This window comes from Geodermatophilus amargosae, assembly GCF_900116515.1.
In the GTDB taxonomy this organism is placed as follows: Bacteria; Actinomycetota; Actinomycetes; order Mycobacteriales; family Geodermatophilaceae; genus Geodermatophilus; species Geodermatophilus amargosae.
The window spans coordinates 116,173-129,809 of record NZ_FPBA01000017.1 but is presented as its reverse complement, the minus strand read 5'-3'; the positions used below and the strand labels follow the sequence as shown (position 1 = coordinate 129,809).

General features: G+C 74.4%; 11 protein-coding genes and 2 pseudogenes. 8 read left to right on the top strand and 5 right to left on the bottom strand.

The genetic code is table 11. The features are described 5' to 3' along the window. The 3 genes and pseudogenes from BM414_RS30980 to BM414_RS19865 form a co-directional block, all read left to right on the top strand. Positions 1–144 (top strand): annotated as a pseudogene (locus tag BM414_RS30980) (IS110 family transposase); the annotation flags it as partial. A 16-nt stretch (positions 145–160) separates the two neighbouring features. After that, positions 161–334 (top strand): annotated as a pseudogene (locus tag BM414_RS19870) (integrase core domain-containing protein); the annotation flags it as partial. A gap of 109 nt (positions 335–443) precedes the next feature. Next, positions 444–812, top strand: a complete 369-nt coding sequence (locus tag BM414_RS19865; protein ID WP_093582208.1) for a hypothetical protein — start codon at positions 444–446, stop codon at positions 810–812. Positions 813–876: 64 nt separating this feature from the next. On the opposite strand, the gene BM414_RS19860 is transcribed toward BM414_RS19865, so the two are convergent. Beyond that, positions 877–2,061 (bottom strand): ROK family transcriptional regulator, encoded by a 1,185-nt coding sequence (locus tag BM414_RS19860; RefSeq protein WP_175551699.1) that lies wholly within the window; start codon positions 2,059–2,061, stop codon positions 877–879. A 218-nt stretch (positions 2,062–2,279) separates the two neighbouring features. Between BM414_RS19860 and dxs the strand changes: the two genes are divergently transcribed. Next, positions 2,280–4,193 carry a 1-deoxy-D-xylulose-5-phosphate synthase gene (dxs, locus tag BM414_RS19855; protein WP_093582204.1) on the top strand — a complete coding sequence of 638 codons (1,914 nt, stop codon included), beginning with the start codon at positions 2,280–2,282 and terminating at the stop codon, positions 4,191–4,193. Next, on the top strand, positions 4,190–4,480 hold the full coding sequence (locus BM414_RS19850) for a thiamine-binding protein (protein ID WP_093582202.1): 291 nt from the start codon (positions 4,190–4,192) through the stop codon (positions 4,478–4,480). Before dxs ends, BM414_RS19850 begins: the two co-directional genes overlap by 4 nt. Before the next feature lie 177 nt (positions 4,481–4,657). Here the strand turns inward: BM414_RS19850 and BM414_RS19845 are convergent, their stop codons facing one another. Together BM414_RS19845 and BM414_RS19840 are read right to left on the bottom strand one after the other, a co-directional pair. Then, on the bottom strand, positions 4,658–6,742 hold the full coding sequence (locus BM414_RS19845) for a 3-hydroxyacyl-CoA dehydrogenase NAD-binding domain-containing protein (protein WP_093582200.1): 2,085 nt from the start codon (positions 6,740–6,742) through the stop codon (positions 4,658–4,660). Then, a complete protein-coding gene (locus BM414_RS19840; RefSeq protein WP_217644826.1) occupies positions 6,739–7,962 on the bottom strand; it encodes a thiolase family protein in 1,224 nt (407 codons plus the stop codon). The genes BM414_RS19845 and BM414_RS19840 overlap by 4 nt, the downstream gene beginning before the upstream one ends. A 240-nt stretch (positions 7,963–8,202) precedes the next feature. Between BM414_RS19840 and BM414_RS19835 the strand changes: the two genes are divergently transcribed. The 3 genes from BM414_RS19835 to BM414_RS19825 all read left to right on the top strand — a co-directional run bounded on the left by BM414_RS19835 (position 8,203) and on the right by BM414_RS19825 (position 11,474). Further along, positions 8,203–9,312, top strand: a complete 1,110-nt coding sequence (locus BM414_RS19835; RefSeq protein ID WP_093582198.1) for a sugar ABC transporter substrate-binding protein — start codon at positions 8,203–8,205, stop codon at positions 9,310–9,312. 71 nt (positions 9,313–9,383) lie between these two features. After that, positions 9,384–10,184: an ATP-binding cassette domain-containing protein gene (locus tag BM414_RS19830; protein ID WP_093582196.1), complete on the top strand. Its 801-nt coding sequence runs from the start codon at positions 9,384–9,386 to the stop codon at positions 10,182–10,184. A gap of 3 nt (positions 10,185–10,187) precedes the next feature. After that, entirely contained in the window at positions 10,188–11,474 is a 1,287-nt protein-coding gene (locus BM414_RS19825; RefSeq protein ID WP_093582194.1) for a sugar ABC transporter permease, read from the top strand. A 108-nt stretch (positions 11,475–11,582) separates the two neighbouring features. Here the strand turns inward: BM414_RS19825 and BM414_RS19820 are convergent, their stop codons facing one another. Beyond that, positions 11,583–12,821 (bottom strand): ribonuclease D, encoded by a 1,239-nt coding sequence (locus BM414_RS19820; RefSeq protein WP_245784846.1) that lies wholly within the window; start codon positions 12,819–12,821, stop codon positions 11,583–11,585. A gap of 167 nt (positions 12,822–12,988) precedes the next feature. Continuing rightward, positions 12,989–13,633 (bottom strand): DUF3000 domain-containing protein, encoded by a 645-nt coding sequence (locus tag BM414_RS19815; protein ID WP_245784843.1) that lies wholly within the window; start codon positions 13,631–13,633, stop codon positions 12,989–12,991. Positions 13,634–13,637: the final 4 nt, after the last annotated feature.

The window sequence follows — 13,637 nt, the reverse complement described above, 5'->3', positions numbered from 1 at the left end:
CCCCGCACCCGCGCCTACGTCACCAAACGACAAGCCGACGGGAAAAGCACCAAGGAGATCATCCGCTGCCTCAAGCGACACATCGCCCGCGAGATCTACCGCCTGCTCACCACACCGGCCGCCCTGCCGTTCGCCGCCACTTGACCGCCATAGGAGCTTCGGCAAGGCCGAACGGTTCAACCGCACCCTGCGCACCGAGTGGGCCTACGCCACCGGCTGGACCAGCAACGAGGAGCGCACCGCCGCCCTGGACTCCTGGCTGCAGCACTACAACACTGCCCGCAGCCACTCCGCCCTCGGAGGCCACCCACCGATCAGCCGACTGACCGCGTGAACAACCTGTCTGGTTGCAACACCTAGGCGGGCGGCGCCCGGCGATCACGACCGGGTGAGGCGAGGCGCGCCGGGTCGAACACGCGTTCGACCTGCGGCAGGATGCTCCCGTGACTGCGAGCGTCCCCCCGGGCTGGCCGGAGCAGGTGCGGCCCGTGGGCGCTCCCGACTGGGAGAACACCGCCGTCGCCTGGCTGTTCGACCTCGTCCCACCCGACTACCGGGCCCACGAGGTGCTGCGGCGCTATCCCGTGCTGCTCGCCCGGCTGGCCGGCGACCACGTCGCGGCCGGCCTGGAGGCGGCCCGCACGGGGTGGCGCACCGTGCGCGTCGACCTGGCCGACCACCTGCCGCCGGATGCCATCGAGGCCGCCGTCGCCGCCTACGAGCGGGAGGGGGCCCGGCTGGCCGCGGCCGCGCGGGGTGTCGAGGTGGTCGCCGGGGCGCTGCGGGGCGAGGTCTGGGTCCCCCGGCTGTAGCAGCGGGGGGAGGGCGGCACCCGGAGGCCCGGTCGTCGTCCACGGGCCCCGGGGCCCAGCCCGGTCAGCCGAGCCGGTCGGCCTCCCGGAGCGCGACCGCCAGCGCGCCGAGCACCTCCGCGCGGGCCCCGAGCGAGCCGGGCACCACGGCGAGCTGCTCGGCGGCGGCGGGGATGGCGGACTGCCCGAGCGCCCGCCGGAGCGGGTCGACCAGCAGGTCGCCGGCGGTGCCCAGCTCGCCGCCGACGACGATGCGGTCGGGGTTGAGCACGTTGACCAGCCCGCCGAGGACCTGGCCCACCGACGTGCCGGCGTCGGCAATCAGCCGCCGGCAGGCCTGGTCGCCCTCCTGCGCGCCGGCGACCAGCGAGCGCAGGTCGGCCAGGTGCGGGGCGGCGGTCCGGATGGCCTGCAGGAGCGCGGCGCCCCCGGCCGTCAGCTCCAGGCAGCCGCGGTTGCCGCAGCGGCACAGCGCGCCGGCCGGGTCGAGGCTGACGTGGCCCATCTCGCCGGCGGTGCCGGAGACGCCGCGGAGCAGGTCGCCGTCGAGGACGATCGCGCCACCGACGCCGGTGGCCATCTTCAGGTAGATGGTGGCGCGCGAGCCGCGGCCGGCGCCCCAGCGGACCTCCGCGACGGCGCCGAGGTTGGCGTCGTTCTCCACGATCACGGGGACGCCGAGCCGCTCCTGCAGCGCCGGCGCCGGCGTCCGTCCCGACCAGGTCGGCAGGATGTTCGAGCGCGCCACGGTGCCGCGGGCACTGGCCGCCCGGCCGACGACCGGGGTGGGCAGGCCCACGACGGCACCGACGACGTCCTCGGTGCAGGCGCCGACGCGGCGCAGCTCCGCGCGCACCTGGGTGGCCACCGTGTCCAGGACCTCGTCGGAGTCGAGGTCGGCGACCTGCAGCGTGGTGGTCTCCTCGCCGGCGATCGCGTGGGAGAGGTCGGCGACGGCGACCCGGACGTGCGTGCGCCCGATGTCGACCCCGACGACGACGCCAGCCCGGCGGGTGAGGTGCACCAGCCGGGCGGGGCGGCCCCCGGTCTCGACCGCGCTCGTCTCCTCGGCGGGTGCGACCAGGCCGCGGTCGACGAGGTCGGACACGTACCCCGAGACCGTCGCGCGGGACAGGCCGGTGCGCTCGACCAGCTGCGCCCGGGTGGAGGGGCCGCTGACCCGCAGCTCCTCGACCAGCCGCCGCGAGGGCCCCGAGACGTCGGGCAGCCACGGCCGGCGGGGGTCCATGGCGGGCATCGTCGGAGCCCGCCCGCGTTCTGTCAATCACCGACGGAAGTGAGGGGTTGTTCCTGGTCACGCGGCTGATCCCGTGACGGGTCGTGACGGAACGTCCCCTCGCGCGCGCACCCCGTTCCCCCGGAGGCCGGAGCCGATACGCGACTACAGTTGACCGGCGGCCGTCGACGTGCCGTGCCCGCCGCCGACAGAGAGGACACCGCCGCGCCGTGTCGCTCCTGCGCTCGCTCCGTGACCCCGCCGACCTGAGGGTGCTGCCCCCCGAGCAGCTGCCCACGCTGGCCGCGGAGATCCGTGACGCGCTGGTCTCCAGCGTGGCCCGCACCGGCGGCCACCTCGGCCCCAACCTCGGCACGGTCGAGATCACCATCGCGCTGCACCGGGTGTTCGAGTCCCCGCGCGAGCCGATCGTCTTCGACACCGGCCACCAGGCCTACGTGCACAAGATGCTCACCGGCCGCGTCGAGGGCTTCGAGCGGCTGCGCCAGCGCGGCGGGCTGTCGGGCTACCCGAGCCGCACGGAGAGCGAGCACGACTGGGTCGAGAACAGCCACGCCTCGACCTCGCTGTCCTACGCCGACGGGCTGGCCAAGGCCTTCGCCGTCCGCGGCGAGCGCCGCCCCGTCGTCGCCGTGATCGGCGACGGCGCCCTCACCGGCGGCATGGCCTGGGAGGCGCTGAACAACATCGCCGCGGCGAAGGACCGCCCGGTGGTCATCGTGGTCAACGACAACGGCCGCTCGTACTCCCCGACGATCGGCGGCGTCGCCGACGCGCTGGCCGGCCTGCGGTTGCGTCCGGGCTACGAGCAGGCGCTGCTGGCCATCCGCCAGACGCTGCACCGGGCGCCGGTCGTCGGCTCGGCCCTCTTCGACGCCCTGCACGCGGTCAAGAAGGGCGTCAAGGACGTCCTGGCGCCGCAGGGCATGTTCGAGGACCTCGGCATGAAGTACGTCGGGCCGGTCGACGGGCACGACGTCGAGGTCATGGAGTCCGCGCTGCGGCGCGCCCGCTCGTTCGGCGGTCCGGTGATCGTGCACGCGGTCACCACCAAGGGCTTCGGCTACGCGCCGGCCGAGACCGACCAGATCGACGCCTGGCACGCCACCGGCGTCTTCGACCCCGACAGCGGCATCAGCCCCGCCGTCGCCCGCGACTGGACGACGGCCTTCTCCGACGAGCTGGTGCGCATCGGCACCGAACGCAGCGACGTCGTCGCCGTCACCGCGGCGATGCTGCACCCGACGGGGCTCGCCGCGTTCGCCGAGCGCTTCCCCGAGCGCACCTACGACGTGGGCATCGCCGAGCAGCACGCGCTCACCAGCGCGGCGGGCATGGCGATGGGCGGACTGCACCCGGTGGTCGCCGTCTACTCGACGTTCCTCAACCGGGCCTTCGACCAGCTGCTCATGGACGTCGCGCTGCACCGCCAGCCGGTCACCGTCGTCCTCGACCGGGCCGGGGTCACCGGCTCCGACGGCGCCTCGCACAACGGCATGTGGGACATGTCGATCTGCTCGGTGGTGCCGGGGCTGCAGATGGCCGCACCGCGCGACGAGCCCACGCTGCGCGAGGCGCTGCGCGAGGCGGTCGCGGTGACCGACGGGCCGACCGTCGTCCGCTTCCCGAAGGGGCCGCCGCCGGTCGACATCCCGGCACTGGAGCGGCGCGGCCCGGTCGACGTGCTGCGCCGCGGGGACCGGCAGGAGGTGCTGCTGGTCGCCGTCGGCTCGATGGTGCCGATGTGCCTGGCCGCCGCCGAGCGGGCCGCCGACCACGGCATCGACGTGACCGTCGTCGACCCGCGCTGGGTGCTGCCGGTCGCCGACGAGCTGGTCGAGCTCGCCGCCGGGCACCGGCTGATCGTCACCGTCGAGGACGGCGGGCGGGCCGGCGGCGTCGGCACGACGCTGTCGCAGGCGCTGCAGGACCGCCAGTACGACGTCCCGGTGCGGGCACTGGGTCTGCCGCAGGCGTTCCTCGAGCACGGCAGCCGCGGACAGGTGCTGGCCGACTGCGGCCTGACCGAGCAGGACCTCGCCCGGCGGATCGCCGAGTGGACCGCGGTGGTCACCGAGCGGGCCGAGCAGGAGCCCGAGCGCCTGGACGACCCCCGCCGATGACCGGGCGGGTGATCGCCGAGATCCAGGTGGCGCCCACGCCGGCCGGGACGCCCGACGACCCGCACGCCCACGTCGAGGCCGCCGTGCGGGTCATCCAGGCCTCGGGCCTGCACCACGAGGTCGGGGCGCTGGGCACGACGCTGGAGGGCGACGCCGACGAGGTCTGGGCGACCCTGCGGGCCGCCCACGAGGCGATGCTCGCGGCCGGTGCCACCAGCGGCATCTCGCACCTGAAGGTGGCCGGCGTCGACCGCACGATGGAGAGCATCACCCGCAAGTTCCGCTGACGACCGACGGCCCGGGAACGGCAGCCGGACGGCCGGTGCCACCGGTCTCGCCGCGTGGTGCCCGACCTCACCCCGCAGCGCGGGGTCGGGCACCGCACCGCGAGGTCGGGCGCCCGAGCGCGGCAGACCGACGGCCCGGGCCCCCGCACGGGGACCCGGGCCGTCCGTCGTCGGGACCTAGGCCGGCAGCGAGGCCACGCCCCTGGGCAGGAACCGCGAGCCGGTGACCGCCTCGGAGACGCCGGCGCGGTCGAGGTACGCGGAGATGCCGCCCAGCCAGAACGGCCAGCCGGCGCCCAGCACCATGCACAGGTCGATGTCCTGCACGGCCTGGACGACGCCCTCGTCGAGCATCAGCCCGATCTCCTGTGCCAGCGCCCGGACCGCGCGGTCGCGGACCTCGTCCTCGGTCAGCGGGGAGTCGCCGGCGTCGATGCCCTCGAGCTGGGGGTCCACGACGCCCGGCTCGGAGTAGACGCTGGTCCTGCCCAGCTCCACCATCCTGCGCAGCCCCTCGCCGACGGCGAACCGGTCGGGGAAGGCCTCGTGCATCCGCTCGGCCACGTGCAGGGCGACCGGCGGGCCGACCAGCGTGAGCAGCTCGAACGGCGACATCGGCAGGCCCAGGGGGTCCAGCGCCCGGTCGGCCACGGCCACCGGCGTCCCCTGCTCCACGGCCGAGGTGACCTCGCCGAGGAAGCGGGTGAGCAGCCGGTTGACCACGAACGCCGGGGCGTCGGCGACCAGCACGCAGGACTTCTCGAGCGCCTTGCCGACGGCGAAGGCGGTGGCCAGCGCGGCGTCGTCGGTCTGCTCGGCGCGCACGACCTCCAGCAGCGGCAGGACCGCCACCGGGTTGAAGAAGTGCAGGCCGACGACCCGCTCGGGGTGCTCGAGCTCGGAGGCCATCTCGGTCACCGACAGCGCCGAGGTGTTGGTGGCCAGCACGCACTCGGGGGAGACGACCGCCTCCACCTCGGCGAACACCTGCTGCTTGACCGACATCTCCTCGAACACGGCCTCGACGACGAGGTCGGCGTCGGCGAAGGCGGCCTTGTCCAGCGCCCCGGTGACCAGGCCCTTGAGCCGGTTGAGCCGGTCGGGGGAGAGCCGGCCGCGGGAGGCGAGCTTCTCGAGCTCGCCGTGCACGTAGCCGACGCCCTTGTCCACGCGGGCCTGGTCGACGTCGGTCAGCACGACCGGCACCTCCAGCCGCCGGACGAACAGCAGCGCCAGCTGCGAGGCCATGAGCCCGGCGCCGACGACGCCGACCTTGGTGACCGTGCGCGCCAGCGACCTGTCGGGGGCGCCGGCCGGCCGCTTGGCGCGCCTGTTGACCAGGTCGAACGCGTACAGGCCGGCCCGCAACTCGTCACTCATCAGCAGGTCGGTGAGCGCCTGGTCCTCAGCGGCGGTGCCCGCGGTGAACGCCTCGCCGTCGACGCCGTTCCGGGCCAGGTCGAGCAGCTCGACGGCGCGCAGCGCGCCGGGGGAGGCGTTGCGCGTGCGCGCCGTGACGATGCCGCGGGCCCGCTCGATCGCGGCGTCCCAGCCCGTGCGGTCCACCTGGGGGCGCGACACCGTCACGTCGCCGTTCAGGACAGCGGCGGCCCACTCCAGCGACCGCTCGAGGAAGTCGGCCGGCTCGAACAGCGCGTCGGCGATGCCGAGCTCCGCGGCCCTCGGGCCGCGCGTGACCTCGTTCTGCGCCAGGGCGTTCCCGACGACCACGGTGACCGCCGCGTCGATCCCGACGAGGTCCGGCAGCAGCTGCGTGCCGCCCCAGCCGGGCACCAGGCCGAGGAACACCTCGGGGAAGGCGACGACGGCGGTGCTGGCGATCGTGCGGTACGAGCAGTGCAGCGCCAGCTCCAGGCCGCCGCCGAGCGCCGCGCCGTTGACGAAGGCGAACGTCGGCACGGACGCGTCCTTCAGCCGCCGGAACACCCGGTGGCCGGTCTCGGCGATCTCCCGCGCCGTGGCGGCGTCGGTCACCGACGGCACGCCGGAGAGGTCCGCGCCCACGGCGAAGACGAACGGCTTGCCGGTCACCGCGACGGCCGCGGGGGTCGGGGTGTGTGCGGCGATCTCGTCGAGCGCGGCGTCCAGCGACGCCAGCCCGCCGGGGCCGAAGGTGGACGGGCGGGTGTGGTCGTGCCCGTTGTCCAGCGTGACCAGGGCGATCTCGCCGGCCAGGCCGGGCACCCGCAGGTACCGCACCCGGGCGCTGGTCACGACCTCGTTCTCGAACGTGGCGGTCACTCGGCCGCACCCTCCCAGTCGGTGTTCTCCCAGATCACGGTGGCGCCCATGCCGAGGCCCACGCACATGGCGGTCAGGCCGTACCGGACGTCGGGCCGCTCGGCGAACTGCCGCGACAGCTGGGTCATCAGGCGGACGCCGGAGGAGGCCAGCGGGTGGCCGACGGCGATGGCGCCGCCCCAGGGGTTGACCCGCTCGTCGTCGTCGGCGATGCCGAAGTGGTCGAGGAAGGCCAGCACCTGGACGGCGAAGGCCTCGTTGAGCTCGAACAGGCCGATGTCGGTGATCGACAGGCCGGTGCGCGCCAGCGCGCGCTCGGTGGAGGGCACCGGGCCCACGCCCATGACCTCGGGCTCGACGCCGGCGAACCCGTAGCCGACCAGCCGCATGCCGGCGGTCAGGCCGAGCTCCTCGGCGGTCTCCTCGGCGGCCAGGATGCAGCCGGTGGCGCCGTCGTTGAGGCCCGCCGCGTTGCCGGCGGTCACGTGCCCGTGCGGGCGGAACGGCGTCTTGAGCGTGGCCAGGCCCTCCAGCGTGGTGCCCGGCCGTGGCGGCTCGTCGGCGGTGGCCAGCCCCCAGCCGTGATCCTGCGAGCGGGTCGCGACCGTCACCAGCTCCGGGCCGATCTGCCCGTTGGCCACGGCCTTGGCGTACTTCTGCTGGCTGGCCAGCGCGAAGGCGTCGGCCCGCTCCCTGGTCAGGTGCGGGAAGCGGTCGTGCAGGTTCTCGGCGGTGGAGCCCATGACCAGCGCGGAGCCGTCGACCAGCTCCTCGCTGAAGAACCGCGGGTTGGGGTCGGCGCCCTCGCCCATCGGGTGGCGGCCCATGTGCTCGACGCCGCCGGCGATGGCGACGTCGTAGGCGCCGAAGGCGATGCCGCTGGCGGTGGTGGTGACGGCGGTCATCGCGCCGGCGCACATCCGGTCGATGGCGTAGCCGGGGACCGACTTCGGCAGTCCGGCCAGCAGCGCGGCGGTGCGGCCGATGGTCAGCCCCTGGTCGCCGATCTGCGTGGTCGAGGCGATGGCGACCTCGTCGACCCGCTCGGCTGGCAGCGCCGGGTTGCGGCGCAGGAGCTCGCGGATCACGCGCACGACCATGTCGTCGGCGCGCGTCTCGGCGTACACGCCCTTGGGGCCGGCCTTGCCGAAGGGGGTGCGCACGCCGTCGACGAAGACGACCTCGCGCAGCGGGCGCGGCCGCCGCTCTCCAGATGACACTCAGACCTCCGCAGCAGAAGGAGCCGTCTCCGGGCACGGGGACGGCGCCCGCCAAGTTACCCGTCGGTAACCCGTCGGCCAAGCACGACCCGATCCCGCGGGGGCGGAGGAGGCCCGGACCCACCCCGGAAGGGTCACGGTCCGGCAACGCCACCGACCCGGGCTTGCAACCCGTGTGACCGGGAGCGCATATTGGCCGCCGCACTTCTGCAGATTCCCGACGGAATGGTGGACCCATCCATGGCGCGACGGCGCACCACGATGACGGCCCTGGCGGCCTCCCTTGTCTTCAGCCTGGCTGCCTGTGGCGGCGACAGCGGCGGTGAGACCGGCGGCGGCGGTGGCGGCGGCGAGGGCGGCGGCGAGGCCGCCGGCAAGGTCGGCGTGATCCTCCCCGACACCGAGTCCTCGGTGCGGTGGGAGAACTTCGACCGCCCCTACCTCGAGGCGGCCTTCGAGGAGGCCGGTGTCGAGTACGACATCCAGAACGCCGAGGGCGACGCCCAGCGGCAGGCGACCATCGCCGAGCAGATGATCACCGAGGGCGCCACCGTCCTCGCGATCGTCAACCTCGACTCGGCCTCTGGCGCGCAGATCCAGGAGCAGGCGGCCAACGAGGGTGTCGCGACGATCGACTACGACCGTCTGACCCTGGGCGGCTCCGCGGAGTACTACGTCTCCTTCGACAACACCGAGGTCGGCCGGCTCCAGGGCGCGGGCCTGCAGCAGTGCCTCGAGGCCAACGGCGTCACCCAGGGGAACATCGCGTTCCTCAACGGCTCGCCGGACGACAACAACGCGACGCTCTTCTCGTCGGGCGCCCACGAGGTGCTCGACCCGCTGACGCAGTACCCGCAGGTGGCCGAGCAGGCGGTCCCGGAGTGGGACAACCAGGAGGCCGCGACGATCTTCGAGCAGATGTACACCCAGGCCAACGGTGACATCGCCGGCGTGCTGGCCGCGAACGACGGCCTGGCCAACTCGGTGATCCAGATCCTCGGGCGCAACAACGCCGCCGGCCAGGCCAACGTGACCGGTCAGGACGCCAGTGTCGAGGGCCTGCAGAACATCCTCGCCGGCGACCAGTGCATGACGGTCTACAAGTCGGTCCGCGACGAGGCCAACGCGCTCGCCGAGCTGGCGGTCGCGCTGATCAACGGCGAGGAGGCCGAGACCACCGGCACCGTCGAGGACACCGAGGCCGGCCGCGACGTCCCGTCGGTCCTGCTCACGCCGGTCTCGATCTTCCGTGACAACGTCAAGGACGTCGTCGACGACGAGTTCGTGACCGCCGAGGAGCTGTGCACCGGCGACTTCGCCGCCGCCTGCCAGGAGCTCGGCATCTCCTGACCCCTCCCTGCGGGGCGTCTCCTGACATGCTCAGGAGACGCCCCGCAGGCCTGTACCGAGAGAGGACCGCCATGACCGTTCCGCAGGCGGACGAGGGGACCCCGATCCTCGAGCTCCGCGGCGTCACCAAGAGCTTCGGCGCCATACAGGTGCTCCACGGAGTCGACCTGAAGGTCTTCCCGGGTCAGGTCACCGCACTCGTGGGTGACAACGGAGCCGGCAAGAGCACGCTCATCAAGGCCATCGCCGGGATCCACGCGATCGACGGTGGCCAGATCCTGTTCCAGGGGAACCCGGTGTCGGTCACCGGCCCGCGCGACTCCGCGGCCCTCGGCATCGAGGTCGTCTACCAGGACCTCGCGCTGGCCGACAACCTCGACGTCGTCCAGAACATGTTCCTCGGCCGCGAGCGCAAGCGCGGCATGCTCCTCGACGAGGCCTCCATGGAGGCCTCCGCCCGCGACACGCTCGCCAAGCTCTCGGTCCGCACCCTCAAGTCGGTCCGCCAGCTGGTGTCGAGCCTGTCCGGTGGCCAGCGGCAGACCGTGGCCATCGCCAAGGCGGTGCTGTGGGAGTCCAAGGTCGTGATCCTCGACGAGCCGACCGCAGCCCTCGGCGTCGCGCAGACCCGCCAGGTGCTCGACCTGGTGCGACGACTGGCCGACACCGGCCACGCCGTCCTGTTCATCACCCACAACATGGTCGACGTCTTCGAGGTGTCCGACCGGGTGGCGGCGCTCTACCTGGGCCGGATGGCGGCCGACGTGCCCATCTCCCAGGTCGACCGACCCCAGGTCATCGAGCTCATCACGGCGGGCCGGTCGGGCAACCTCGGCATCGCGCCCGCCGAAGTCGCAGCGGTGGAGGTCTGACCCATGTCCAGCACGATCTCCGCCCCCACCAGCTCCCAGGAGCCGGGCGGCGCCCCCTCGGGCTTCGAGGCCGACCGCACCGCGGGCTCCCTCGGCGAGACGGTCCGGGCCTACGTCGACCGCGTCCGGGGCGGTGACCTGGGGGCGCTCCCGGCCATCCTCGGCATCGTCGCCCTCGGCCTGCTCTTCTTCGCCCTGCGCCCCGAGACGTTCCTGACGCCGCGGAACATGGCCAACCTGGCCGACCAGGCGGCGCCGATCATCATCCTGGCGATGGGGCTGGTCTTCATCCTGCTCCTGGGAGAGATCGACCTGTCCGCGGGCGTGGTCAGCGGCGTCTGTGCCGCGGTGATGGCCAAGCTGCTCGCCGATGCCGGCGCGCCGTGGTACGTGTCGGTGGCGGCAGCCATCGTCACCGGCGTGGTCATCGGGCTGTTCACCGGCAGCCTCGTCGGCATGATCGGCATCCCGTCGTTCGTCGTCACACTCGCGCTCTTCCTGGGCTGGCAGGGCTTCACGCTGCGGCTCATCGGCGAGGGCGGCACGGTGCCGGTGCGCGACCCGGTGATCTCGGCGATCAGCGACAGGAACGTGCCGGTCGCCCTCGGCTGGGTCCTCGCCCTGGTGGTCATCGCCGTGTACGCCGCGGTGCAGCTCAACCGGTTCCGCGTCCTGCGTGGCAGGGGGCTCGCGCACGCCCCGCTCCCCGTGGTGCTCGTGCGGATCGGCGTGATCGCGGCTGTCGTCGTCCTGGTCACGGCGGTGCTGAGCGTCGACCGGGCCCCGGCGGTCGGTGTCGTGCTCGCCGGGATCCCGTACGCCATCCCGCTGGTGGTCCTGCTGCTCCTGCTCCTGACCTTCGTGCTCGGGCGCACGAGCTTCGGCCGGCACGTCTACGCGGTCGGCGGCAACGCCGAGGCTGCCCGGCGGGCCGGCATCAACGTCACCAGGATCAGGGTGGCCGTGTTCGTCATCGGCTCGACCCTGGCGGCGATCAGCGGGATCGTCGCGGCCGCCCGGCTCGGCTCGGTGGCGCCGGGGTCCGGCGGTGGCAACACGCTGCTCTACGCCGTCGGCGCCGCGGTCATCGGCGGCACCAGCCTCTTCGGCGGCCGGGGACGGGTGCGCGACGCCGTCCTGGGCGGCCTGGTGGTGGCGATCATCGCCAACGGGCTGGGGCTGCTGGGCACCGAGGCGTACCTCAACTTCATCATCACCGGTGGAGTGCTGCTGCTGGCCGCCAGCGTCGACGCGCTGGCCCGGCGACGGGCGGCCGCGACCGGTCACTAGGAGGACCCTCTCCTGCCCCCCACCGCTCGCAGGCTCGCGGCGGGACCCTGCAGGAGGGCCGGACGGCGGGGGCGGTTCCGGCGAGCGCCGGAACCGCCCTCTGTCGTCTCAGGCGCGGGTGAGGGCCTCGGCGAGCAGGTCGCAGGTCAGCTCGACCTGCCACTCGCGGGCGCCGCCGGCGCGCAGGGCCGCGGCGACGGTCCCGGCGTCGCGCGGCTCGGGCGGGGTCCACATCAGCCGGCGGACCAGGTCGGGGGAGAGCAGGTTCTCCACCGGGACGTCGTGCTGCTCCGACAGCGCGGCCAGCCCCGTGCGGGCGGCCTGCAGGCGGGTGGCCGCGGCCGGGTCGCGGTCGGCCCAGCGGTTGACCGGCGGCGGCCCGTCACCCGGGCGGCTGTGCGGCGGCAGCTCCGCCTCCGGCAGGGCCCGGCCGCGGGTCAGCGCGCCGAACCACGTGCCCACCAGCCGCCGGTTGGCGCGGCCGCGGAACACCGGCAGCTCCAGCAGCGCGGCCTCGGTCTGCGGATCGGCCTGCACGGCGGACACCATCGCCGCGTCGGGCAGCACCCGGCCGGGGGCGACGTCGCGGCGGCGGGCGAGGTCGTCGCGCGCCTGCCACAGGGAGCGGAGCATCCCGAGCTGGCGCCGGTTGCGCAGCCCGTGCACCCCGGAGGTGCGCCGCCAGGGGTCCTGACGGGGCGGCGGCGTGCCCGCGGCGAGCACCGCGGCGAACTCCTGGCGTGCCCACTCGGTCTTGCCCTGCTGGTCGAGCAGCGCCGCCAGCGCGTCGCGCAGGTCGACGAGCACCTCGACGTCGAGGGCGGCGTAGACCAGCCACTCCTCGGGTAGCGGCCGGGTGCTCCAGTCGGCCGCGGAGTGGCCCTTGACCAGGGAGTACCCCAGCAGCGACTCGACGACGGCGGCCAGGCCCACCCGCGGCAGCCCGGCCAGGCGCGCGGCCAGCTCGGTGTCGAAGATGCGCGCGGGCACCATGCCGATCTCGGCGAGGCACGGCAGGTCCTGGCTGGCCGCGTGCAGCACCCACTCGGTGTCGGCGATCGCGTCCTGGACCACGGACAGGTCCCCCAGCGGGATGGGGTCGACCAGCCCGGTGCCGGCACCGGCGCGACGCAGCTGCACGAGGTAGGCACGCTGCCCGTAGCGGTAGCCGGACGCGCGCTCGGCGTCGACGGCGACCGGACCGCTCCCGGCGCCGAGGGCGTCGGCGTAGCCGGTGAGCGCCTCCGGGGTGTCGATGACCGGCGGCAGGCCGTCGCGCGGCGCCAGCAGGGGGATCGCTTCGGGCGCGTCCGGCTCGCGGTCGTCGTCCCGGGCGTCGGCGGGCAGGGGCTCGGTGCTCAGTTGCCGTCCACCTTCTCGCCCGTCCCGTCCGTGCGTGCGCCGCTCGGCTCCCGGGTGGTGCGAGCGCAGCGGCGCGGGACCCGGGGGAGTGCGTCTGCCTGTCCCCCCGATCGTAGAGACCGCGCGGGGCCCGTCCGTCTCGGGGGCGGTGCTCAGGGCAGCTCGGGTGCGGTGCCGGCCGGCCCGAGGAGCGCGACCCCCGGCGGCGGGAGCCCGGCGGCGTTGGCCAGGACCTCCAGCCAGGCGTCGAGGTGGCGGCCGAGCGCGGTGTCCTCGGCGGTCCAGGACGCGCGGATCTCGACGTCGACGGAGTGCTCGGGGCCGGCGAGGTCGCCGAAGCGGGTGGAGGCGGTGCGGGTGACGGTGCCGCCGAGCGCGTGCCAGGCCGCGCCGCAGTCGCCGAGGGCGTCGGTCAGCCAGCTCCAGGCGACCTCGGAGAACATCGCGTCGTCGACCATGTACTCGTCGGTGCTCGCCGACAGGTACCCGACGCAGCGGGTGGTCCCGTCCCAGGCCTCGTGGCCGGCCGGGTCGTGCAGGACGATGAACCGCGCGACGGCGAGCTCGACCTCGTCGTCGCCCTCGCCCTCGGGGACCCGCGCGGCCAGCGCGTGCGCGAAGGGCGCCAGGCGTTGCGGTGCGGGGATGTCCTCGACGACGATCTCGGGGCGGGGCCGCACCGCGGCGAGGGACTCCAGGGCCGCGACGAAGTCGGCCGGCCGGTCGTCACCGGGACCGCCGGAGCCCGCGCGCGCACCGGCCCCGTCCCGGGGTCCGGCCAGGCTGCGTGGCTCCACGCTC

Coding starts and splice junctions, on each gene's coding strand:
- BM414_RS19850 (WP_093582202.1), top strand. CDS start 4,190: ATGACCGGGCGGGTGATCGCCGAGATCCAGGTGGCGCCCACGCCGGCC.
- BM414_RS19825 (WP_093582194.1), top strand. CDS start 10,188: ATGTCCAGCACGATCTCCGCCCCCACCAGCTCCCAGGAGCCGGGCGGC.
- BM414_RS19835 (WP_093582198.1), top strand. CDS start 8,203: ATGGCGCGACGGCGCACCACGATGACGGCCCTGGCGGCCTCCCTTGTC.
- BM414_RS19860 (WP_175551699.1), bottom strand. CDS start 2,061: ATGGACCCCCGCCGGCCGTGGCTGCCCGACGTCTCGGGGCCCTCGCGG.
- BM414_RS19830 (WP_093582196.1), top strand. CDS start 9,384: ATGACCGTTCCGCAGGCGGACGAGGGGACCCCGATCCTCGAGCTCCGC.